Genomic DNA, 20724 nt, shown 5'->3' with positions numbered 1-20724 from the left:
GGTTGGTCAGAGGACCTTGGAGAGGAAGGCGCGGGTGCGCTCGTGCGCGGGGTTGTCGAGGACCTCGGCGGGCGTGCCCCGCTCGACGATCCGGCCCTCGTCCATGAAGACCACGGTGTCGGCGACCTCACGGGCGAAGCCGATCTCGTGCGTGACGACGATCATGGTGGTGCCGGCCGCGGCCAGGTCCCGGATGACGTCGAGGACCTCGCCGACCAGTTCGGGGTCGAGCGCCGAGGTCGGCTCGTCGAAGAGGAGCAGGCCGGGTTCGAGGGCCAGGGCGCGGGCGATCGCCACCCGCTGCTGCTGCCCGCCGGAGAGCTGCTTGGGGTACGCCGTCTCCTTGTCGGCGAGGCCGACCCGGGCGAGCAGCTTCCTGGCCGCTTCCTCGGCGGCCCGGCGGGGGCGGCCGAGCGCCGAGACGGGCGCCTCGGTGATGTTCTCCAGCACGGTGAGGTGCGGGAAGAGGTGGAAGTTCTGGAAGACGAAGCCGATCCGGGTGCGCTGCCGCAGCACCTCGCGCTCGCGCAGCTCGTACAGCTTGTTCCCGGAGCGGCGGTAGCCGACGAGGGCGCCGTCGACGCTGACCGTGCCGCCGTCGACCTTCTCCAGGTGGTTGATGGTGCGCAGCAGGGTGGACTTGCCCGAGCCGGAGGGGCCGAGGACGACGGTGACCTCGCCGGCGGCGACGTCGAGGTCGATGCCGCGGAGCACCTCGGTGGTGCCGAAGCTCTTCCGGACGGCACGGAGTTCGACCTTGGGGACGGGGGCGGCGGGCGGGGTGGCGGTGGCGGCACTCATCGGGTGCTCCCCTTCGCGTAGTGGCGTTCGACGTAGTGCTGGACGACGGAGAGCGCGGTGGTCAGCAGCACGTACCAGACGGTGGCGACCATCAGCAGGGGCACCACCCGGCCGGTGCGGCCGTAGACGACCTGGACCTGGTAGAAGAGCTCGCCGATGGCCATGACGGAGACGATCGAGGTGCCCTTGAAGAGGGAGACGATCTCGTTGGCGGCGTTGGGCAGGATCGACCGCATGGCCTGCGGCAGCACGATCCGGCGCAGTCGGCGCAGCCGCGGGATGCCGAGCGAGGCGGCGGCCTCCAGCTGTCCGCCGTCGACGGCGAGGACCCCGCCGCGGACGATCTCGGCGGCGTAGGCGGCCTGGTGGAGGGCGAGGCCGAGGACGGCCGCGCTCATGGCGCCGACCAGGCCCACGGTGTCGAAGGAGACGAATCCGGGCCCGAACGGGATGCCGATGCTCAGCTCCTCGTACAGGTAGGCGAGGTTGAACCAGAAGAGGAGCTGGACGATGAGCGGGATGGAGCGGAAGGCCCAGACGTAGCCGAAGGCGACGGCCCGCAGGAAGGGGCTGGACGACAGGCGCATGAAGGCGAGCACCACACCGAGGGCGAAGCCGATGACGGTGCCGTAGAGGGTCAGCTGGAGGGTGACCCAGACGGCGTGGAGGATCGCCTCGGTGGCGAAGTAGCGGGCGAAGACGTCCCATTCCCAGCCGGGGTTGGTGACGAGGCCGTGGCCGAACTGGACGAGCACCACGGCGGTGGCGGCGACGGCGACCCACCGCCAGGGGCGTCGGACGGGCACGACGGTGAGGGCGGTCGGGGCGGCCGGGACGGTGCCGTCGTCGCCGGGCGGCCGGTGCGCGGTCGTGTCGACCGGCGGGTCACTGGTCAGGGCCATGGTGTTCCTCGGTCCTTCGCTGAGGGGCGGGTACGGGGACGGGCGTGCGGGCGGGCGCGGCCGGCCGGTGGCCGCCGTCCCGGAGGAAGGCGAGCGCGGCGCGGGCGGCGGCGTCGTTCTGCGCGAAGGCGACCCCGCCGGTCCGGGGCCGGGTGAAGCCGCCGCCCGCACGGGCGGTCGTGTGCGGACCGAGGGCGATCCGGCGGGGGTGCGGGCGGCCGTCCCGCTGGGCGATCCGCCCGTCGGCGGGGTCGACGGCGAGCAGCCCGCCGGCGGTGGCCCGGGCGCCGTCCTCGTACAGGCCGCGCAGCAGCGGGCTGGCGGTGCCGGTGACGGTGGGGGCGGGCAGCCGGGCCTCGACGAGGGCGCGGGCCTCGGTGACCGCGCCGGGCACGGCGGGCGAGGAGGCGCGGAAGACGCCGTGCCGTTCGTCGGCCGTGACGGTGAGACGGGGGCCGAGGAAGCGGACCGCGCCGGCCCGGGAGAGGGCGAGCAGCCGGTGGAGCCTGGGCCCGGGGGGTCCTGAGGCGAGGAAGCTGAAGAAGCCGTGCCACCAGCTGTCGGTGTCGATCCGGTCGCCGAGCCGCACGAGCTGGCCGTAGACGGAGAGGACGGCGGCGAAGACGGCGGCGTCGGCGCTGTGGGCGGGGTCGTGACGGCGCTCCAGGTCGGCGGTGACGTAGGCCCGCAGCTCGTCCTGGAGCGCGTCGGCGTCCGGGACGCGGAGTCCTCCGAGCGGGTGGTCGAGGGCGTCGGGGTCGAAGCGGTCGGCGGGGTCCGGGACCGCGGCGGCGACCAGCGCGGCGAGGGCGGGGTCGCCGGGGGCGGCAGCGGCCCAGGCGGCGGCGAAGGCGTCCCAGCCGCCGGTGGTGCGCTCCGGGTGGGCGGTGAAGAGGCGGTGGTAGTGGGCCCAGCCGAGCTCCCGGGAGACGTGCGGCCACACGTCGCGGCGGAAGTCGAGCGGGCCGTCGCGGCGGAGCAGGGCCTCGATCCGGTCGGGTCCGAAGAAGCGGGGCAGCGGCGGCCGTTCGCCGTCGAGGACGTAGCCGAGCTTGGAGTGGTACGGGACGCCCCGGCGCGAGCCGACGTACAGCACCGGTTCCTTCCCCGAGGGCACGTAGACGGGCGCGTCCTCGGGGCCCTCCCAGCGCCCGCCGCGGCCTTCGGTGAGGAGGACCATCAGGTCGACGAAGGCGAGTCCGAAGCCCCGGACGAGGACGGGCTCGCCGGCCGGGAGGGCGGAGAGGTCGAGGTCGGCGGTGTGGCCGGGCGGCACGTGGACGAGGCCGTGGCGGGCGGCGAAGCCGGCCAGTTCCCGCTGTTCGGCGTCGGGTTCGGCGTCGAGGTGGCCGAGGGTGAGGACGACGAGGTCGGCGAGGAGCGGTTCGGCGCGTCCGGCGAGGCGGACGCGCTGCCGGCCGTCGCGGGGGCCGTCCACCCGCAGGGCGGTGGTGCGGTGCTCGTGGAGGGTGGCGGTGGCGGGCAGCGCGTCCCGGGCCCGCTCGTACGCCCAGCGCAGGTAGGCGCCCTGTTCGGGGCGGGGGGTGAAGCGGCGGCCGTCGGTGCCGGCCCATTCGGCGAGCGTGGGTCCGGGGCGGACCGGCCCTTCGAGGCGGACGGTCTCGTCGGTGAAGACGGTGACGTCCTCGGCCATCGAGTTCATCCAGAGCAGCGGGGACTGGGCGGTGCGCCAGATCCGGCCGGGTCCCGGCGGGTACGGGTCGACGAGGTGGACGTCGAGCGGCCGGTCGCCGTACAGCTCGGGCAGGGCGGCGGCGAGCCGTTCCAGGAAGCCGGTGCCGCGCGGTCCCGCGCCGACGATCACCAGCGAGGCGGCGCGGCTCACCGGCCGGCTCCGGTGCCGCGCGCGTACCGCTTCTCCACGTAGTGCTGGCCGACTCCGAGGACGGAGGTGACGGCGACGTACCAGAGGGTGGCGACGAGGAGGAGCGGGATGACCTCGTAGGTGCGGTGGTAGACGAGCTGGGTGGAGTAGAGCAGGTCCTGGACGGCGATGACGGAGACGATCGAGGTGCCCTTGAGGGTGCCGATGAGCATGTTCCCCGCGGGCGGGACGATGGAGCGCATGGCCTGCGGGAGCACGATCCGGGTGAAGCGCCGGCGACGGCCGAGGCCCAGCGCCTGGGCGGCCTCGATCTGGCCGCGGTCGACGGAGAGGACGCCGCCGCGCACCACCTCGGCGGCGTAGGCGGCCTCGTGGAGGGTGAGGCCGATCACGGCGACGGCGACCGGGCCGAGGAGGTCCACGGTGGAGACGCCGAGGATCCGCGGGTAGAGCATGCCGATGTTGAACCAGAAGAGCAGCTGGACCAGGATCGGCGTGGAGCGGAAGAACCACACGTACCCCCAGGAGACCGCGCGCAGCACCGGGTTGGCGGAGAGCCGGAGGACCGCGAGCAGGGTGCCGAGGGCGAAGCCGAGGACCATGACGGCGGCGGTCAGCCACAGCGTGAGGCCGAGGCCGCGGAGGACGGACGCCGAGGTGAAGTAGCGGGCGACGACGTCCCACTGGAAGGCGTCGTTGCGGACCACCGAGACGAGGCCGAGGCCGAGCAGGACGAGGACGACGACGGCGGCGGTCCACTGGCCGGTGCTGCGGGCGGGGACGACGACCGGCGCGGCCGGGTCGGTCCTCACCGGGCCGGCGGCCCTCGGGCGGGCGCCGGGGGGTTCGAGGGTGTCGAGGGGTACGGAAGACATGCGAAGGCTCCGTGACTGCCAGAGACGGCGGGTCGAACACGGGAGTGCGCCTTCACACGCACGGTGGTGACGAACGCGGGCCGGGCCCCTCAGCCCGGTGTCCGCCCTGTGAGGCTAAGGGGCGACGGCGACCAGCTGTCAAGTCCGTCCGGAATGTGAGCCGTTGGGGACGAGCCCGGAAAGAGGCCGAGAACGAGCCCGGGGAGAGACCGAGGAGGGGGCCGGGGACGGGCTCAGGGTGAGGCGTGCGTCTCCTACCAGTTGACTGGGAAACGGATGCCTGTTCCACTGTGGCCATGCATCCGCAGCAGCTGGTCACGCGCTCCCACATCGACCTCGGTCGTGTGTGGTCCTCTTCCTGTTGAGCCGACCCTCTGCGTTTTCCCAGGTCATCGCACCTGTCCTGCGGCGTCCCCGCTGACGCCGGCCACCCGCGCCTTCACGCACCCCTCCCCTCGCCCCGCCCTGCCCCGCTCTGTCCTCCTCACGCCCGAGGCCGACGCATGTCCTTCCCGCCCGGTCGGGTTCCCGCGCTCTCGCTGCGCGCGACCACGCCCGACGACCCACTGGCACGCCCGCTCCTCGACGAGCTGGCCCACGAGTACCTGACCCGCTACGGCGACTCCTCCGACCTGTCCCGATTCCCCGCGACGGAGTTCGCCCCTCCGTACGGCACCTTCCTGCTCCTCCTGGAGGGCGGCGCCCCCGTCGCCGGCGGCGCGTACCGCCGCCACTCCCCCGACACCGCCGAACTCAAGCGGATCTGGACCCACTCGGCGCACCGCAGGCGCGGTCTCGCCCGCCGGGTGCTGGCCGCGCTCGAACGGGACGCCGCCGCCCGCGGCTACACCCGCGTGTACCTCACCACCGGTCCGCGCCAGCCGGAGGCCAGGGGCCTCTACCTGGCGACCGGATACCGCCCGCTCTTCGACGTCACCGCCGATCCCGAGTCGATCGGCCCGCTGCCGTTCGAGAAACACCTGGAGACCCCGGAGCCATGAGCATCCCCCGACGCACCCGCGCCGCCGCCCTCGCCCTGACCGCCGCCGTCGCGTCCCTGACACTCACCGCCTGCTCCGGCGCCGACCCCGCCGCGACCGCCCCGGCCGGCGCGGCGGAGGACGCCCTGCCGACCGAGGACGTGGTGGCGGGGGTCGGCAGGAACGAGGCGGCGGCGAAGCTGCTGCCCGCGGAGGTGCGGGAGCGGGGCACGCTGACGCTCGCCGCCTCGGTCGGCACCCCGCCCAGCTCGGCGTACCTGCCCGACGGGAGGACGGTGGTGGGTCTCGACGCCGACTTCGCGGCCGCCGTCGCAAAGGCGCTCGGTCTGGAGCTGAAGCGCGAGGCCGCCGGGTTCGAGGTGATCCTGCCGGCGCTCGGCAGTGGCAGGTACGACGTCGGCACCGGCAACTTCGGGGTCACCGAGGAACGCCGCAAGGCGATCGACTTCGTGACCTACATCAACGACGGGCAGGGCTTCGCGGCCCGCGCCGACAGCCCGCTGAAGGCGGTCACCGACCTCACCCAGCTCTGCGGCCTGAAGGTGGCGACGGGCGCCGGCACCACCTTCGAGCAGACCCTGGAGAAGAACAAGGAGCGCTGCGCCCGGGCGGGCAAGGAGCCGTACGAGGTGAACGTCTTCAACGAGAGCGGGGCGCCCTGGCTGTCGCTCCGGCAGGGCCGCAGCGACGTGGTGATGAGCACGATCAACGGCATCCGGTACGCGGTGGGCCGCCAGCCCGGCACCAAGTTCCTCAACGAGTACCGCCGCCTCGACGTCGGCTTCGCCTTCCGCAAGGGCACCCCGCTCGCCCCGGCCTTCCAGGCCGCGGTGAACGGCCTGAAGGCGGACGGGACGTACGACCGGATCCTGCGCAAGTGGGGAGTGACGGCCTCGGGCATCGACCGCTCGGAGATCTCCCCGCGGGAGATCCCCGCCCCGGTGAAGTAGCGGTACGGGCCCCGCGCGCACCGCTGCGCGACCCGTACCGCCCGGGACCCGTGCCGCCCCCGCCGCCCCGGGTCAGCAGTTGCAGTCGCAGCCGCACCCGTCGCAGCAGCCGCCGTCCTCGCCACCGCAGGAGCAGCAGTTGGAGCAGCACTCGCAACCGTCGCAGCAGCTGCCGCAGTCGCACTGCTGGCAGAGGCCGTCCTTGCGCTCGCGGCTCCACGGGTCCTCGTAGGTGCCGCAGCACATCTGGCAAGTGCAGGCGAGACCGGCCCAGACCGCGCAACCGGCGATCAGGTTGCGCCGGTTGCGGTGCGGCGGGCCGGGCGGGAACGGGCCGCCGGGGCCGCCGGGACCGGGGACCCAGGGTCCGCCCGGGCCGGCGGGCCCGCCGGGGCCGGGGGCGTACGGGGTGCCGTGCCCCGGTCCGCCGGGGGCGTACGGGTTCCCCGGCACCGGTCCCTGACCCGTGCCGGGCGCCCCGTGCGAGCAGGTGGTGGTGCCGAAGGCGCGGTCGACCGAGACGCGCAGCTCGTGGGCGAGGAGCCGGTGGGCGAGCTTGGCGTCGGTGAACTCGGCGTCCCCCAGCGCCAGCCGGATGCCGTGCAGGGCGTCGTCGGCGAGCCTGCGGGCCTCCTCGCGGGAGGTGCCGGTGGCGGTGAGCGGGTTCCAGGCTCCGCTCGCCGCGTCGGCGGCCTGGTCCTCCACGGCGTCGAGGAGGTGGGCGAGCCGGCCGAAGAGCCGGCCCGCCTCGGCCAGCGGCTCGGCGTTCCCCGGCCGGCCGGCGAGGATCGCGGTGTGCGCGAAGGCGGCGGCGGTGGCGGTCTCGGTGGGTTCGGTGACGACGAGGAGCGAGGTGCCGGGGCCGGCGAGGGACTCGATCCCGGTCTGCCGGTCCACGGCGTCGACGAGGACGGCGGTGTCGAAGCCGACGGCCCGGCCCGCGCGGGCGCCGGCCTTGTCCCAGGAGCGGGCGACCCGGCGCGCCGCGGCGGCGACGGGCCGGCGGGCCAGCAGGCCGTCCCGGTCGGCGACGTGGTCGCGCACCTTGGCCGAGGCGAGGACGAGCGAGACCGCTCCGGCGAGCCGGGCGCCCTCGCCGCGGGCGACCGGCGCGGTCCGCATGGCGCGCAGCGGGCAGGGTCCCGCGGTGCGCCGGCCGGCGTCGGTGACACCGGTCTGAGCCTCCGTCAGGACCGAGACGATGAGGCCGTCGTAGTTGGTGACGACCCGGGCGAACTGGCCGTGGTCGGCACGGAGGGCCAGACACAGTCCGCAGAGGTGGGCCATCCACTGGGTCTTCAGGTGATCGGTGAGCCGGTGGGTACAGGGCCTCACTATTCCGAACAATTCCATCCCCCGTGGTGCGGTACGAGAACAGGCCGTCCGACGGCCTCGCGGCATCGTAGCGAGGGGGGCCTTCACCCGTACGCGCCCGACGTCACCCTTCTGGACCGACTTTCATATTTTCAGCAACTTGGCCCTCCGTCAGGCCCGGCATACCCCACGTTTCCTGACGATTCGCCAGAAACAGGGCCTCACGTTCTGCACCAGTACCGTCACGAATCCCCGACGCGACGCGTATCCACTTGGCGCGCGATCCGCATCATGGACGACGATAGGGATATGCGGAACCACAAGTGACCGCAGTGACCGCGTGAAAGGAGGCGTCCATGGGATCGGTGCGCAAGGCGAGCGCCTGGCTGGGACTCGTCGAGGACAACGACGATCGTTACTACGACGACGAGTACGCCGACGGTGCCGAGAGCGGCGACGCCTGGGTGACGGACCCCCGGGTCCGGGTCGCCACGGACACCGCCGAGGACCGGGGCCGCCGGATCGCGACCGTCTCGCCCGACAGCTTCCGGGACGCCCGGGCCATCGGCGAGCTCTTCCGGGACGGCGTGCCGGTGATCGTGAACCTGACCGCCATGGAGCCGAACGACGCCAAGCGGGTCGTCGACTTCGCCGCCGGTCTCGCCTTCGGCCTGCGCGGCTCGATCGAGCGCGTCGCCACCCGGGTCTTCCTGCTCACCCCCGCGGACACCGAGATCGTCAGCGGCGAGTCCGGCCGCCGTCGGCAGGACGGCTTCTTCAACCAGAGCTGACCCTCCGGCGCCGTACCGCGCCCCCCGGATCGCGAACCGATCCACACCGACGCCACCCCGGCCCGGACCCGCCCCGCGGATCCGGGCCGGCCGCGTCAGGGCACATCGCTCCGCTCCCACCGGCCCCGGGTCGCCGCACCGCTCCCGCCCCCGGCGGCCGCGCCGCTCATCGTCCCCGGGTCACCGCACCGCTCATCGTCCCCGCCTGGCCGGCGTCCGGACGCCGCCGGGGGACGGACGGGGCCCCCGCATCTCCTGGGGACCCGGCCGGCTGGCCGGGCACCATGCCCGGCCCGACGAGGCCGGTCCGCTCCCCCGCCGACCGTTCGCCCGCGGTCCGCCCGGCACCGTCCGCCACGCGTCCGGGCGCCTTCTCCGTCGCCTCGGGCCCGGCCTCACCGGACCCGCCGGCCGCCGCCTTCGCGGCACCGGCCCTCGCCGCCTCGGCCTCGGCCGCCGCTTCCGCCGCCGCCTCCTCGACCGCCGCCTCGACGTCCACCGGGCACTCCATCACCCGGGGCAGCCGCACGGCCATGGCCGCGCCGGCGAGCAGCAGGCCCGCGCTCGTGAAGAGGGTGAGGTGCAGTCCGTCGACGAAGGCGTGACGGGCGGCCGTGTGCAGGGCCTCGCCGGCCGTGCCGCCGAGCCGGTCGGCGACCTGGTAGGCCTCGCCGAGCGAGTTGGCCGCGGCATCGCTCGCCGCCGCCGGTACACCGGGGACGCCCGCCAGGCCGGGGGCGTACGCCGCGTTCATGACGCTGCCGAGCAGCGCGATGCCCATGCCGGCGCCGAGCTGGTACGAGGTCTCGCCGATCGCCGCCGCCCCGCCCGCGCTCCGTGCCGGCGCTTCGCTGAGCATCGACTCGTACGCCGAGAAGAGGGTGGTCTGGAGACCGAAACCGAGCAGCACGAAGCCGGCGGTGAGCAGCAGCGGGCGGTCGTTCTGGCCCATCAGCGTGAGCAGCAGCACCGCGCCCGCGGTGAGCAGGAAGCCCCAGCCGACCATCCGCCGGGGTCCGATCCTGCGCAGGGTGTAGGAGCCGGTGGCGCCGGCCGCCATGGCGGCGAAGGTGAGCGGGAGGAGCCGCAGCCCGGTCTCCAGGGGGCTCAGTCCGAGGACGAGCTGGAGGTACTGGACGGCGATGAGTTCCAGGCCGACGAGGGCCAGCATGGCGAGGACGATGCAGCCGACGGAGGTGGTGAAGGCGGGCCGGGAGAAGAGCCGGGTGTCGATCAGTGGGTGCGGCCTGCGCCGCTGGCGCCGGACGAAGAGGACGAGCAGCAGCGCTCCGGCGATCAGCGGCGCGGCGGTGGCCGGGGCGAGCAGCGGCTCGCCGGAGCCCGCGCGCTTCACGCCGAGCACGCAGCCGAGGACGCCGGCGGCGGCCATCAGCGCGCCGAGGACGTCCCAGGGGCCTTCGCCGCCGCCTCGGGACTCGGGCAGGAGCCGGCGGGCGAGCGGCAGGATCAGCACCATCAGCGGGATGTTGATGAGGAAGACCGAGCCCCACCAGTAGTGCTCGACGAGGAAGCCGCCGAGCACCGGTCCCGCGGCGGCGCCGATCGCGGCCACGGCCGTCCAGATGCCGATCGCGGTGGCGCGCTCGCGCCGGTCGGGGAAGACCGTCCGGATGATGGAGAGGGTCGCCGGCATGATCATGGCGCCGCCGACGCCGAGCAGGGCTCGGGCGGCGATGAGGACCCAGGGCTCGGTGGCCAGGGCGGCGACGGCCGAGGCGAGGCCGAAGATCCCGTAGCCGAGGAGGAGCACCCGGCGGCGGCCGATCCGGTCACCGAGCGTGCCGAAGAGGATCAGGAGTGAGGCGCAGACCAGCGGGTAGGCGTCGACGATCCAGAGCAGTTCGGTCGAGCCGGGGTTCAGGTTCTCGGTCAGCGAGGGGACGGCCACATGAAGGATGGTCGCGTCGAGGGCGACCAGCAGAAGGCTGACGCAGAGCACGACGAGGACGGCCCAGCGGTTCGCGTCGCCGCCGGCGGCACGCCGTCCGGCTCGGGCCGTGGTCGTCCGCGACATGTACGTACCTCCAAGTGACGCTCTCACCCTCGGCAGGCGCCGCCGACCAGGGCTGATGTGCGTGCGGCGGCGCGGCGATGAGGGGCGAGTGAGCCGTCAGCGTACGCGAGGACGAGCCCCGGGAGGGTGGCGCACCTCTCACCCCGACGAGGCTCCCCGTGTGGCGTACGCCACTCCGGACGGCCCGCGCGTCGCATGGAATTCCGCACGGACGGGTGTTTGAAGTAATTCCGTGCCACACAAACAGGCTTCCGGAATCACCCCCGGCGGCAATAGGGCTGAAGGTCATCGGATTTTCCGACGGGAGTCCGCGATAACAGGGCCACTGAGACCCACTCCACATCACATCGTCATCACGAAGGGAGCGGATCGCGCGGGTCGTCTGCTCACCCCCTGTAACGTCGATTGGGTGCGTACCGACATCTTTGCCCGGCTGGACCGGGAGCCGGTCCCGCCGAAGATAGAGGTCCCGCGGATGACCCGCACGCGTCTCGCCCTCTTCGGCGGGACGTCGGCGTTCTATCTCATCGTCGTGGTGGCGGTGCTGCTGTCCACCTGGCTGGTGACCCTCGACTGGAAGATCATGCTCTTCCGTCCCTACCAGCAGTGGCCGGAGCTGCACGCCTTCCTCGACTACTACGTCGTCCTCGGCCAGCGCGGCCCGACGGCGGTGATGGTGGCGGCCTGGCTGGGCTGGCGCTCCTGGCGCCAGCACACCCTGCGGCCGCTGCTCTCGCTCGGCGCGGCACTGCTGATCCTCAATGTCACGGTCGGCTCGGTGAAGCTCGGACTCGGCCGGCTCGGCCCCCACTACGCGACGCAGGTCGGCTCGGCCGAGCTGTTCGCGGGCGGCGACATATTCCCCTCGGGTCACACCGCGAACGCGGTCGTGACCTGGGGCATCCTGGCCTACCTCGCCACCACCCCGCGGGCCCGGCGCTATCTGTCGGCGCTCTCCGCCGTGGTCGCCCTCGGGGTCGGGCTCACGACGGTCTACCTCGGGACGCACTGGCTGAGCGACGTGCTGCTCGGCTGGGCCGCCGGCCTGCTGATCCTGCTGGCGCTGCCCTGGTGCGAGCCGGTGATCGCCGTGGTGGAGGCCTGGATCCTGGACCGGCGGGACCGGGTCAGGGAGCGGCTGCGGGCCCGGCGGCGCCTGGTGCCCTCGCTGCCGGTGGCGTCCGGCGGTCCGCGTCTCTTCCCCGCCCCGACCGGCCAGGAGGAGCCGTCGCGGGAGGCCGTGGGCGCGGCCGCGAGCCACGCCCGGCCGGCCCGGAGCAGGCCGTCCTCGGACCGGCTCACCGCCTGACCCCCGCCCCCTCCGTACGCTCGGCGCGCTCCGCGCGCGAAGGGCCCCGGCCGCACGGCCGGGGCCCTTCGCGCGTCCGGCGTCAGCCGATCCAGCAGCGGGTGACGGTGTCGTCCTCGACTTCGAGGTTGAGGCGTCCGTCGAGGTACTCCATGGTGACGATCGCGCCGGGCGGGAGGGTCCTGACGACGCGCCAGCCTCGTGTCCTGGCCAGCTGGGCGGCGCCGTCCGCGGCGAGGCCCAGATAGGACTCGGGCGCGTCTCGGGGCGGTTCGGGGATGCGCGGTTCGGGTGCCATGGGGTTCACGTTAGTACCCCGGCGGTCACGCTTGCGTCACAACTTCTCGACGGCCGGCGCGGTCACGGAGTGCACACCGGAAGGACCGCCACCGGCCTTTTCTCCTGTAATTCGAAAAGAAGGACGGAGGTTCGCACGAACTGTTCGGAATGTTTTCACGGCTGGCCCGAATTCCGGACAGGAGGGGCCGGCCGGCGAAATGTTCCCGGGTCCGCGCGCGGCTCCCTCACCGTTCCCTTACACAATGCTTACGCCGACCGGATGCCGGAGAACCGGAACACGGGGCGGAGGCACGGATGATCACCGAGACGGCGGCCGGCACGGCCGAATCCACCCGGCAGAGACATGGCCGGATCCTGATCGAGCGGCTGACCACCACCGTGCACGCGCTCTCGCCGCACCGGACACAAGCCCGAGTACGCCCGGTACGAGGGTGCGTGCCCGGCACGCCGAGAACACGCACCTGACGCCGCGGGGCCGCCCTCCGGGCGACTACGGGAGTGTGACGACAGACCCCAGGGCCTGTCGTCAGCGCAGCCCGAGGCGGCGCAGGGTGCGGCCCCCGGCGGACCTGGCCGTGTAGAGCGCGTCGACGCCCCGGCCCGTCCAGGCGTACCACGCGGCGGCGGCCGGGGAGTGGGCGCGGCGGCTCGCGGGGCGGTCGAGGAGTCCGGTCCACAGCTCCTCGTGGCGCGCGGCGACGACCGCCGGGTCGAAGCGCTCCGCCGCCGCGAGCGCCGCCCGGCCGGCCTTGCCCCGCAGCTCCTCGTCGTCCATCAGCTCGCGCAGCGCCCGCGCGAGCGCCCCGGCGTCGCCGACGGGGACGAGCCGCCCGTCCACCCCGTCCTCGACGATCTCGCGCGGCCCGTGCGGACAGTCCGTGGCGACCACCGGGAGGCCGCACCGCATCGCCTCCACGATCGTCATGCCGAAGGCCTCCCGCTCGGAGGTGACCGCCGCGATGGAGCCCTTCGCCCACTCCGGCTCCATGGGATGGACCTGGCCCATCAGACTCACCCGCGCCCCGAGTCCGCGCTCCTCGATCCGCCGGGCCAGCGAGCCCCTCAGGTCCTGCACGGCGTCCCCGCTGCCGTAGATCCGCAGGCTCCAGTCCGGGTGGTCGGCGGCGACCTCGGCGAAGGCGTCGACGAGGACGTCGAACCGCTTGACGCGGGTGAGCCGGCCGGCCGCGACGACCACCTTGGCGGACGGGTCGGCGGGCGGGACGGTGGCGGCCGGCACGCTGTTCGGGACGGACTCGACGCGGACCCCGGCCGGCAGGCGGAGCCGACGGTAGGCGCGGGCGTCGGCCTCGGTGACGGTGGTGACGAGGTCGAGCAGCGCGTACTCGTGGGCGATGTCCCGGCGCAGCCGCCGGCTGTGCCCGTCGAGGATCAGGTGCTCCTGGGCGACGCGCACGGGCCCCGGTCCCGCCTGCCGGGCCAGGTGCACGTTGAGCCCCGGCCGGGTGCCGACGAGGACGTCGGCCTCCACCCCGCGCAGATGGTCGCCGATCCGCGCGTCGGTCAGCGCGCTGTACTGCTTCCAGCGTCCGTCGCCCCGCGGGAAGACCCGGGCGGGGCGGTGGAAATCGGGGTGGTCGCCGTCGTACTCCGGGCCGTCCTCGCGCAGGTCCACGAGATGACGGAGGGTCACTCCCGAGGGCAGGCCGAGGCGGGGACGGTCGCAGTGGCGGAAGACCGAGACGATCTCGACCTCGTGACGCTCCGCCAGCTGCGCGGCGAGGGTGAAGGTGGTCCGGATCGTTCCGCCCCAGTGGTAGCCGTTGTGGAGCAGGAAGGAGATGCGCATCTGCCGGTTCCCCCCGATCGGTCGGTCGGTCGGTCCCGGCGACTGTACTGCTCCGGCGGAGCCCGCCCTCACGGCCGGTGACCGGGCCGGGGGGCGGTCGCGCGGTTCCCGCCCCGGCCGGTGCTGGTGGACGAGCCGGTGCCGGGCATGGCGCCCGCGCTCGCCGTACGGGAAGGCGCGGCGGGGGTGCCGGCCGAGCGGCGGATGCCGGACGGCCTGCCGCCGGCACCCTGGGTTCGGGCTCCGGCACCGGCGCCCGCGTGCTCGGCGGCGAGGCTGCCGAGCGGCGGGCGGCCGACGGGTCAGAGCGGCGCGATCCGCAGCATCGTCCCGACGTACAGCCGGTTCGGGTCCGGACCGATGACCGCCTTGTTCGCCTCGTACAGGCGCTGCCAGCCGCCCTTGACCGCGAAGCGGCGGGCGATGGAGCCGAGGGTGTCGCCGGCCTGCACGGTGTGGACGCGTCCGCTCAGCCCGTACCGCTTGGAGCAGACGGGCCAGGCGCCCCAGCCCTGCACCCGCAGGACGTCCTCGGCGACGGTGATCTGCTGCTGCCGGGTGGCCAGGTCGGCGCGGCGGGCGTACTTCAGGCCGCCGTAGTCGATCCAGGTCGGCTGCCAGAACTGGAGCCCGCCGTAGTAGCCGTTGCCGGTGTTGACGTCCCAGCGCCCGCTGCTCTCGCACTCGGCGACGCATCCCCACGGCCACTGGTCCTCGGCGCAGGGGTGGGCGGGCACGCCCCCCGGTCCCGGCGACGGCGGCGGGGGGACGGCCCCGCCCGTGCCGCCGGGCGCGGCACCCTGAGCCGCCTCCACGGCCGCCGCGGCGGCGGCGAGCGCGTCGGCGGCGGTCCCGGCCACGTCCGGCGGCCCCGGTAGGCCGGGGGCTCCCGGGGCTCCGGGCACTCCGGCGGTGCCGGGCCCGTCGTCGCCGGGCGCGGCGGAGGCGGCGGGCGCCTGATGGAGGGCGAGCAGGGCCGCCGCGGAGGCCGCCGCGAGCGAGCCGGCTGTCCAAAATCGGATCATCGACATCGCCGCAGGCTAGGTCGGCTCCCCTCGGCCCGGCTCCGTGCCGCGCGGAACGCTGTTCACTTCCCACCCGGTCGGAGTCACCGGCTCCGCCCCTTCCGGCCCGCCTCCGCACGCGCCAGAGGCAACTTGCCCCCCTTCCGCGCGTGACCCCGCCCGCGCCTGACCCGTTGAACTCGGCATGAGACGTCCGGGAAAGGCCCGGGGTCCGTCCGTACCGAATCCAGGGAGCCCTCCGTGCCGCGCATGCTCGACGTCAGCGAGGACGTACGCGCCGAGATCGGCGACGAAGAAGCCGACCGGCTGCTCATCGGCGACAACGCCCCGGGCAGCTACGACTGCACCTCCTGCCGCACGCCGGGCGACTCCGAGCAGGAGCGCACCAGCACGGTGCTCTTCGTCGGCGACGAGACCGCGGTCCTCGCGTTCGCCCATGCCAGCTGCATCCCGTCCCAGGTGGTCCGGGTCGCCGAGGACCAGCTCCAGGGCGCCGTCGCCTCCATCACGGCCGCCGACGCCGCCGACGCGCTCTCGGCCGCCCACCCCGAGCAGGCGGTGCTCGGCGTCACCAGCGGTCTCGTCCTGATCGACGGCGAGCTGCACCCGGCGCTGGTCGTGGAGCCGACCGCTCCGGTGGCCCGGCCCGGTTCCGGCGGACTCACCGACGAGTTCCTGCCGCTCCTCGCCGAGCAGGGCTTCCACCCGGTCGCCGACCTCGACACCAAGCCGGCCACGCTGCCCGGCTGGTCGGTCCTGGTCGCCATGGGCCAGCTGCACTCGGTGCTCCAGCCGGGCCTCGGCGGCGCGGGCCAGACCGCCTGGTGGCAGGCGCACCAGCCGCTCCAGGTCACCGAGGGCTGGCGTGCGGCGGCCAACAAGTCGCACACCGTGCTGGTCTTCGCGGCGCCGGTCGGCTCCATCGGCCAGCAGCCGCGCGAGGACCTGCTCCGCGACGCACTGGAGAAGGCCGCGGCGAACGGGCGCCTGGTCGCCGCCGCGATGCCGCTGGCCGGTACCTGATGGACGACGGGCGCCCGGGGATAGGGCCGGTGCGCCGGCCGGGGGTCCCGACCGTGCCGCGCCCCCGGCAGGCCCCTCTTTCGGAGAGCCGCCCGCATCCGACGGTCGGCGGGGTCGTTGGCACCTACGTGCACCCATACGACCCTTTCCCGCAGCCGTATCCGAGTCCGATCCCCGCCATGCGCCCGGCGCAGGACCTTCCGGCCGGGTACTCGACGACGCCGATCTTCGATGCCCTGTACTCGGAGTACCGCCGGTCGTTCCGCACGCTCCCCGGTGACCGCAGCGGCGAGGAGGAGCTGGCGTTCCGGGCCTTCGGCACGGCGTTCAGCACGGGCCTCTCGGGCCTCTCGGGCTTCTCGGGGTTCCCGGGCGGCCACCAGCACGCGGCGTACCCGCCGGTCTGGACGGGGCAGCACCATCCCCCGCAGGCGGCCCTGCCGCCGGGGCCGCGCAGAGGCGTCTGAGCCCGTCCGGGCAGGGCGGAGAACGGCCGGGGGCCGGAGTCGTACGGTACGACTCCGGCCCCCGGCCGTCCGCGTGGAGCGGGTTACTTCTTCCTGCCGCGCTTCTCGCGGACCCGGACCGAGATGTGGATCGGGGTGCCCTCGAAGCCGAACTCCTCGCGCAGCCGGCGCTCGATGAAGCGGCGGTAGCCGGCCTCCAGGAAGCCCGAGGCGAAGAGCACGAAGCGCGGGGGCTTGGTGCCGGCCTGGGTGCCGAAGAGGATGCGGGGCTGCTTGCCGCCGCGGATCGGGTGCGGGTGGGCGGCGACCAGCTCGCCGAGGAAGGCGTTGAGCCGGCCGGTGGGGATGCGGGTCTCCCAGCCGGCGAGGGCGGTCTCGATCGCCGGGACCAGCTTCTCCATGTGGCGGCCGGTCTTCGCGGAGACGTTGACCCGGGGCGCCCAGGCGACCTGCTGCATCTCGGTCTCGATCTCGCGCTCGAGGTAGTAGCGGCGCTCCTCGTCGAGCTCGTCCCACTTGTTGTAGGCGATGACGATGGCGCGGCCGGACTCGACGGCCATCGTGATGATCCGCTGGTCCTGGACCGAGATGTTGTCGGTGGTGTCGATGAGGATGACGGCGACCTCGGCCTTCTCGACGGCGGCGGCCGTGCGGAGGGAGGCGTAGTAGTCGGCGCCGGCCTGGAGGTGGACCTTCTTGCGGATGCCCGCCGTGTCGACGAACTTCCAGGTCACGCCGCCGAGCTCGATCAGCTCGTCGACCGGGTCGCGGGTGGTGCCGGCCAGCTCGTTGACGACCACGCGGTCCTCGTTGGCGACCTTGTTGAGCAGGGAGGACTTGCCGACGTTGGGGCGGCCGATGAGGGCGATGCGGCGGGGGCCGCCGACGGCCTTGCCGAAGGTCTGCTCGGGGGCCTCGGGCAGCTTCCGCAGGACCTCGTCGAGGAGGTCGCCGGTGCCGCGGCCGTGCAGCGAGGAGACGGGGAACGGCTCGCCGAGGCCCAGCGACCAGAGCGTGGCCGCGTCGGCCTCGCCGGACTGGCCGTCCACCTTGTTGGCGGCGAGGACGACCGGCTTGCCGGCGCGGCGGAGCAGCTTGACGACGGCCTCGTCGGTGTCGGTGGCGCCGACGGTGGCGTCCACGACGAAGAGGCAGGCGTCGGCGGCCTCGATGGCGTACTCGGCCTGGGTGGCGACGGAGGCGTCGATGCCGAGGACGTCCTGCTCCCATCCGCCGGTGTCGACGACCTTGAAGCGGCGGCCGGCCCATTCGGCCTCGTAGGTGACGCGGTCGCGGGTGACGCCCGGCTTGTCCTCGACGACCGCCTCGCGGCGCCCGATGATGCGGTTCACCAGGGTCGACTTGCCGACGTTCGGACGGCCGACGACGGCGAGGACGGGGAGCGGGCCGTGCCCGGCCTCCTCGATCGCCTCCCCGACGGCCTCGATGTCGAAGCCCTCTTCCGCGGCGAGCTCCATGAACTCCGCGTACTCGGCGTCGCCAAGTGCCCCGTGGTCGTGCTGGTCGTTCATGAAGTCCGTTCCTTGATCATTCGTGGTCGGTGGTCCCGGCCGGCCGGAGCCGAGGGCCCACTACTGAGAGTGTCGCTCAGCGCCCGGTGAGGCGCCTGGCGTTTTTCAGGTGGTCGGTGAGGTGCTCCTGGATCCGGAGCGTGGCCTCGTCCAGCGCCTTGCGGGTCCGCCGTCCGCTGCCGTCACCGGCCTCGAAGGCGTCCCCGAAGACGACGTCCACCCGGCTGCGGAGGGCCGGCAGCCCCTTCACGAGGCGTCCGGGGCGGTCGGTGCTGCCCAGCACCGCGACCGGCACGATCGGGGCGCCGCTGCGGACGGCGAAGTAGGCGAGACCGGCGCGGAGCGAGGCGAAGTCGCCCTCGCCGCGGGTCCCCTCCGGGAAGATCCCGAGGAGCCCGCCCTGCTCCAGGACACCGAGCGCGTTCCCGATCGCCGTGCGGTCGGTGGAGTCGCGGTCGACCTTGAGCTGCCCGATGCCCTCCAGGAAGCCGCCCAGCGGCCCGACGAACGCTTCCTTCTTGATCAGGAAGTGCACGGGGCGCGGGGCGGTGCCCATGAGCATGGGGCCGTCGATGTTGTGCGCGTGGTTCACGGCGAGGATCGCCGGCCCGGAGGCCGGGACCCGCCAGGCGCCGAGCACGCGCGGCTTCCAGAAGCCGTACATCAGCCCGATGCCGATCCGACGGCCGACGGCGGCCCCCTTCGCGGAGGGCTGGGTCACTTGGCGCCCGCCCTCTTCTCCTCCACCAGGGTGACGACGCACTCGATGACCTGGTCGAGGGTGAGCTCGGTGGTGTCCACCTCGACGGCGTCGCCGGCCTTGGCGAGCGGGGAGGTCTTGCGGCTGGAGTCCGCCGCGTCCCGCTTGACCAGGGCCTCCTGGGTGGCCCGCACGTCGGCGCCCTTCAGCTCGCCGGAGCGGCGGGCGGCGCGGGCCTCCGGCGAGGCGGTGAGAAAGATCTTGAGGTCGGCGTCGGGCAGGACGGTGGTGCCGATGTCCCGGCCCTCGACGACGATGCCGTACTCGGCCTCGCGGGCGATCGTCCGCTGGAGCTCGGTGATGAGCGCGCGGACCTCCGGGACGGCGCTGACCGCGCTGACCTTGGAGGTGACCTCCTCGGTCCGGATCGGGCCGGCGGCGTCGGCGCCGTCGACCGTGATGGTCGGACGGGACGGGTCGGTGCCGGAGACGAGGGAGGGCTTCCCCGCGGCGGCGGCCACGGCGTCGGCGTCGTGGACGTCGACGCCGTTGGAGATCATCCACCAGGTGATGGCCCGGTACTGGGCGCCGGTGTCCAGGTAGCTCAGCCCCAGCTTGGCGGCGACCGCCTTCGAGGTGCTCGACTTGCCCGTGCCGGAGGGGCCGTCGATGGCGACGATCACGGATTCCACGGTGGGGGGACCTTCCTGGGTGGGCGGCGGCCCCGGCGGCAGTCCGGGACCCCTACAAGGTTACCGAGTCCCCCACCCCCATCCGGCCCAACGCCTTCCGGCCCTCGCCGGCCCCGCGTACCCGGGGGTCAGGGGGTGCGGAGGGACCAGCCCTGGGACTGGAGGGCCTGGGAGAGGGCGGGGGCCGCCTTGGGGTCGACCATCAGCTGGACGAGGCCCGCCTGCTGCCCGGTCGCGTGCTCGATGCGGACGTCCTCGATGTTGACCCCCGCGCGGCCCGCGTCCGCGAAGATGCGGGCCAGCTCGCCGGGCCGGTCGCTGATGAGGACGGCGACGGTCTCGTACGCGGTGGGGGCGGCGCCGTGCTTGCCCGGCACCCGCGCCCGGCCCGCGTTGCCGCGCCGCAGCACGTCCTCGACCCCGGAGGCGCCGTCCCGCCGCTTCGCCTCGTCGGCGGACTGGAGCGACCGCAGCGCGCGGACGGTCTCGTCCAGGTCGGCGGCGACACCGGAGAGGACGTCGGCGACCGGCCCGGGGTTGGCGGAGAGGATGTCGATCCACATGCGCGGATCGGACGCGGCGATCCGCGTCACGTCCCGGATGCCCTGTCCGCAGAGCCGTACGGCCGACTCCTCGGCCTCCTCCAGACGCGCCGCGACCATCGAGGAGACCAGCTGGGGGGTGTGGGAGACGAGCGCGACCGCGCGGTCGTGGGCGTCGGCGTCCATCACGACGGGCACGGCCCGGCAGAGCGCGACGAGCTCCAGCGCGAGGTTGAGGACCTCGGTGTCGGTGGAGCGGGTGGGGGTGAGCACCCAGGGCCGGCCCTCGAAGAGGTCGGCGGTCGCGGCGAGCGGGCCGGAGCGCTCCTTGCCCGACATCGGGTGGCTGCCGATGTACGGGGTGAGGTCGAGGCCCAGCTCCTCCAGCTCCCGCTGCGGTCCGCCCTTGACGCTGGCCACGTCGAGGTAGCCGCGGGCGGCCCCGGCGCGCATGGCCTCGGCGAGGGTGGCGGCGACGTGCGCCGGCGGTACGGCGACGATCGCGAGGTCCACCCGGCCCTCGGGCTCGGTGTCGGTGCCCGCGCCGAGCGAGGCCGCGGTCCGGGCGCTCGCCGGGTCGTGGTCGCGCAGGTGGACCGTGACGCCCCGGCCGGCGAGGGCGAGTGCGGCGGAGGTGCCGATCAGTCCGGTTCCGATGACGAGCGCTGTTCTCACGGGGGATGTCCTTGGGGCGCGGGGCGGTAAGGACCCAGCCTAGTCAGCCGCCGCGGGCACGCGCGCGTGCGCCCGTCCTGCGAGACGCGGGACGGGCGCACGCGCGTGCGTGGTGGCTCGGGGGCGGTCCGCAC

At 74.1% G+C, this 20724-nt stretch carries 19 protein-coding genes; 6 read left to right on the top strand and 13 right to left on the bottom strand.

Annotation, left to right across the window (positions count from 1 at the left end):
* Window positions 1–6: 6 nt before the first annotated feature.
* Genes ACF1BN_RS33115 through ACF1BN_RS33100 form a run of 4 tightly spaced genes read right to left on the bottom strand, consistent with a single transcriptional unit; the run spans window position 7 to window position 4424 of the window.
* A complete protein-coding gene (locus tag ACF1BN_RS33115; protein WP_392335282.1) occupies window positions 7–801 on the bottom strand; it encodes an amino acid ABC transporter ATP-binding protein in 795 nt (264 codons plus the stop codon).
* Window positions 798–1703: an amino acid ABC transporter permease gene (locus ACF1BN_RS33110; protein ID WP_392335281.1), complete on the bottom strand. Its 906-nt coding sequence runs from the start codon at window positions 1701–1703 to the stop codon at window positions 798–800. The genes ACF1BN_RS33115 and ACF1BN_RS33110 overlap by 4 nt, the downstream gene beginning before the upstream one ends.
* Window positions 1687–3549, bottom strand: a complete 1863-nt coding sequence (locus ACF1BN_RS33105; RefSeq protein WP_392335280.1) for an FAD/NAD(P)-binding protein — start codon at window positions 3547–3549, stop codon at window positions 1687–1689. The genes ACF1BN_RS33110 and ACF1BN_RS33105 overlap by 17 nt, the downstream gene beginning before the upstream one ends.
* Window positions 3546–4424, bottom strand: a complete 879-nt coding sequence (locus ACF1BN_RS33100; protein ID WP_392335279.1) for an amino acid ABC transporter permease — start codon at window positions 4422–4424, stop codon at window positions 3546–3548. The genes ACF1BN_RS33105 and ACF1BN_RS33100 overlap by 4 nt, the downstream gene beginning before the upstream one ends.
* 503 nt (window positions 4425–4927) lie before the next feature.
* On the opposite strand from ACF1BN_RS33100, the gene ACF1BN_RS33095 reads away from it, so the two are divergent.
* Window positions 4928–5425, top strand: coding sequence for a GNAT family N-acetyltransferase (locus tag ACF1BN_RS33095; protein ID WP_392335278.1), 498 nt, complete (start codon window positions 4928–4930; stop codon window positions 5423–5425).
* Window positions 5422–6375: an ABC transporter substrate-binding protein gene (locus ACF1BN_RS33090; RefSeq protein WP_392335277.1), complete on the top strand. Its 954-nt coding sequence runs from the start codon at window positions 5422–5424 to the stop codon at window positions 6373–6375. The genes ACF1BN_RS33095 and ACF1BN_RS33090 overlap by 4 nt, the downstream gene beginning before the upstream one ends.
* Before the next feature lie 72 nt (window positions 6376–6447).
* Here ACF1BN_RS33090 and ACF1BN_RS33085 read toward each other — a convergent pair whose 3' ends face one another.
* On the bottom strand, window positions 6448–7722 hold the full coding sequence (locus tag ACF1BN_RS33085; protein ID WP_392335276.1) for a DUF5685 family protein: 1275 nt from the start codon (window positions 7720–7722) through the stop codon (window positions 6448–6450).
* Window positions 7723–8045: 323 nt separating this feature from the next.
* Between ACF1BN_RS33085 and ACF1BN_RS33080 the strand changes: the two genes are divergently transcribed.
* Window positions 8046–8480 carry a cell division protein SepF gene (locus ACF1BN_RS33080; RefSeq protein ID WP_392335275.1) on the top strand — a complete coding sequence of 145 codons (435 nt, stop codon included), beginning with the start codon at window positions 8046–8048 and terminating at the stop codon, window positions 8478–8480.
* Between the two features lie 166 nt (window positions 8481–8646).
* Here ACF1BN_RS33080 and ACF1BN_RS33075 read toward each other — a convergent pair whose 3' ends face one another.
* A complete protein-coding gene (locus tag ACF1BN_RS33075; protein WP_392335274.1) occupies window positions 8647–10515 on the bottom strand; it encodes an MFS transporter in 1869 nt (622 codons plus the stop codon).
* Window positions 10516–10990: 475 nt separating this feature from the next.
* On the opposite strand from ACF1BN_RS33075, the gene ACF1BN_RS33070 reads away from it, so the two are divergent.
* Window positions 10991–11824 carry a phosphatase PAP2 family protein gene (locus ACF1BN_RS33070; protein WP_392335273.1) on the top strand — a complete coding sequence of 278 codons (834 nt, stop codon included), beginning with the start codon at window positions 10991–10993 and terminating at the stop codon, window positions 11822–11824.
* A gap of 82 nt (window positions 11825–11906) precedes the next feature.
* On the opposite strand, the gene ACF1BN_RS33065 is transcribed toward ACF1BN_RS33070, so the two are convergent.
* The 3 genes from ACF1BN_RS33065 to ACF1BN_RS33055 form a co-directional block, all read right to left on the bottom strand.
* Window positions 11907–12122 carry an I78 family peptidase inhibitor gene (locus ACF1BN_RS33065; protein WP_392335272.1) on the bottom strand — a complete coding sequence of 72 codons (216 nt, stop codon included), beginning with the start codon at window positions 12120–12122 and terminating at the stop codon, window positions 11907–11909.
* 528 nt (window positions 12123–12650) lie between these two features.
* Entirely contained in the window at window positions 12651–13934 is a 1284-nt protein-coding gene (locus ACF1BN_RS33060; protein WP_392335271.1) for a glycosyltransferase, read from the bottom strand.
* A gap of 302 nt (window positions 13935–14236) precedes the next feature.
* Window positions 14237–14965: a transglycosylase family protein gene (locus ACF1BN_RS33055; protein WP_392335270.1), complete on the bottom strand. Its 729-nt coding sequence runs from the start codon at window positions 14963–14965 to the stop codon at window positions 14237–14239.
* A gap of 234 nt (window positions 14966–15199) precedes the next feature.
* On the opposite strand from ACF1BN_RS33055, the gene ACF1BN_RS33050 reads away from it, so the two are divergent.
* Window positions 15200–15982, top strand: coding sequence for a hypothetical protein (locus ACF1BN_RS33050; protein WP_392335269.1), 783 nt, complete (start codon window positions 15200–15202; stop codon window positions 15980–15982).
* A 179-nt stretch (window positions 15983–16161) separates the two neighbouring features.
* Window positions 16162–16449, top strand: a complete 288-nt coding sequence (locus ACF1BN_RS33045; RefSeq protein ID WP_392335268.1) for a hypothetical protein — start codon at window positions 16162–16164, stop codon at window positions 16447–16449.
* Window positions 16450–16532: 83 nt separating this feature from the next.
* Here the strand turns inward: ACF1BN_RS33045 and der are convergent, their stop codons facing one another.
* The 4 genes from der to ACF1BN_RS33025 all read right to left on the bottom strand — a co-directional run bounded on the left by der (window position 16533) and on the right by ACF1BN_RS33025 (window position 20590).
* Window positions 16533–17981, bottom strand: a complete 1449-nt coding sequence (der, locus tag ACF1BN_RS33040; RefSeq protein ID WP_392335267.1) for a ribosome biogenesis GTPase Der — start codon at window positions 17979–17981, stop codon at window positions 16533–16535.
* 76 nt (window positions 17982–18057) lie between these two features.
* Window positions 18058–18645, bottom strand: coding sequence for a lysophospholipid acyltransferase family protein (locus ACF1BN_RS33035; protein ID WP_392335331.1), 588 nt, complete (start codon window positions 18643–18645; stop codon window positions 18058–18060).
* 53 nt (window positions 18646–18698) lie between these two features.
* Window positions 18699–19373, bottom strand: a complete 675-nt coding sequence (gene cmk / locus ACF1BN_RS33030) for a (d)CMP kinase (RefSeq protein WP_376604880.1) — start codon at window positions 19371–19373, stop codon at window positions 18699–18701.
* A 128-nt stretch (window positions 19374–19501) separates the two neighbouring features.
* Complete coding sequence (locus ACF1BN_RS33025; protein WP_392335266.1) at window positions 19502–20590, bottom strand: prephenate dehydrogenase; 1089 nt, start codon at window positions 20588–20590, stop codon at window positions 19502–19504.
* Between the last annotated feature and the right edge of the window lie 134 nt (window positions 20591–20724).

Source organism: Streptomyces sp. NPDC014861 (assembly GCF_043081625.1).
Lineage (GTDB): Bacteria > Actinomycetota > Actinomycetes > Streptomycetales > Streptomycetaceae > Streptomyces.
The sequence above is the reverse complement of the archived record's forward strand: the minus strand, read 5'-3'. Positions and strand labels throughout refer to the sequence as shown.

What these genes read in the sequence shown, in the direction of transcription:
- ACF1BN_RS33115 (WP_392335282.1), bottom strand. Translation starts at nt 801, where the DNA reads ATGAGTGCCGCCACCGCCACCCCGCCCGCCGCCCCCGTCCCCAAGGTC.
- ACF1BN_RS33110 (WP_392335281.1), bottom strand. Translation starts at nt 1,703, where the DNA reads ATGGCCCTGACCAGTGACCCGCCGGTCGACACGACCGCGCACCGGCCG.
- ACF1BN_RS33100 (WP_392335279.1), bottom strand. Translation starts at nt 4,424, where the DNA reads ATGTCTTCCGTACCCCTCGACACCCTCGAACCCCCCGGCGCCCGCCCG.
- ACF1BN_RS33095 (WP_392335278.1), top strand. Translation starts at nt 4,928, where the DNA reads ATGTCCTTCCCGCCCGGTCGGGTTCCCGCGCTCTCGCTGCGCGCGACC.
- ACF1BN_RS33090 (WP_392335277.1), top strand. Translation starts at nt 5,422, where the DNA reads ATGAGCATCCCCCGACGCACCCGCGCCGCCGCCCTCGCCCTGACCGCC.
- ACF1BN_RS33080 (WP_392335275.1), top strand. Translation starts at nt 8,046, where the DNA reads ATGGGATCGGTGCGCAAGGCGAGCGCCTGGCTGGGACTCGTCGAGGAC.
- ACF1BN_RS33075 (WP_392335274.1), bottom strand. Translation starts at nt 10,515, where the DNA reads ATGTCGCGGACGACCACGGCCCGAGCCGGACGGCGTGCCGCCGGCGGC.
- ACF1BN_RS33070 (WP_392335273.1), top strand. Translation starts at nt 10,991, where the DNA reads ATGACCCGCACGCGTCTCGCCCTCTTCGGCGGGACGTCGGCGTTCTAT.
- ACF1BN_RS33065 (WP_392335272.1), bottom strand. Translation starts at nt 12,122, where the DNA reads ATGGCACCCGAACCGCGCATCCCCGAACCGCCCCGAGACGCGCCCGAG.
- ACF1BN_RS33060 (WP_392335271.1), bottom strand. Translation starts at nt 13,934, where the DNA reads ATGCGCATCTCCTTCCTGCTCCACAACGGCTACCACTGGGGCGGAACG.
- ACF1BN_RS33055 (WP_392335270.1), bottom strand. Translation starts at nt 14,965, where the DNA reads ATGTCGATGATCCGATTTTGGACAGCCGGCTCGCTCGCGGCGGCCTCC.
- ACF1BN_RS33045 (WP_392335268.1), top strand. Translation starts at nt 16,162, where the DNA reads ATGCGCCCGGCGCAGGACCTTCCGGCCGGGTACTCGACGACGCCGATC.
- der (WP_392335267.1), bottom strand. Translation starts at nt 17,981, where the DNA reads ATGAACGACCAGCACGACCACGGGGCACTTGGCGACGCCGAGTACGCG.
- ACF1BN_RS33035 (WP_392335331.1), bottom strand. Translation starts at nt 18,645, where the DNA reads ATGTACGGCTTCTGGAAGCCGCGCGTGCTCGGCGCCTGGCGGGTCCCG.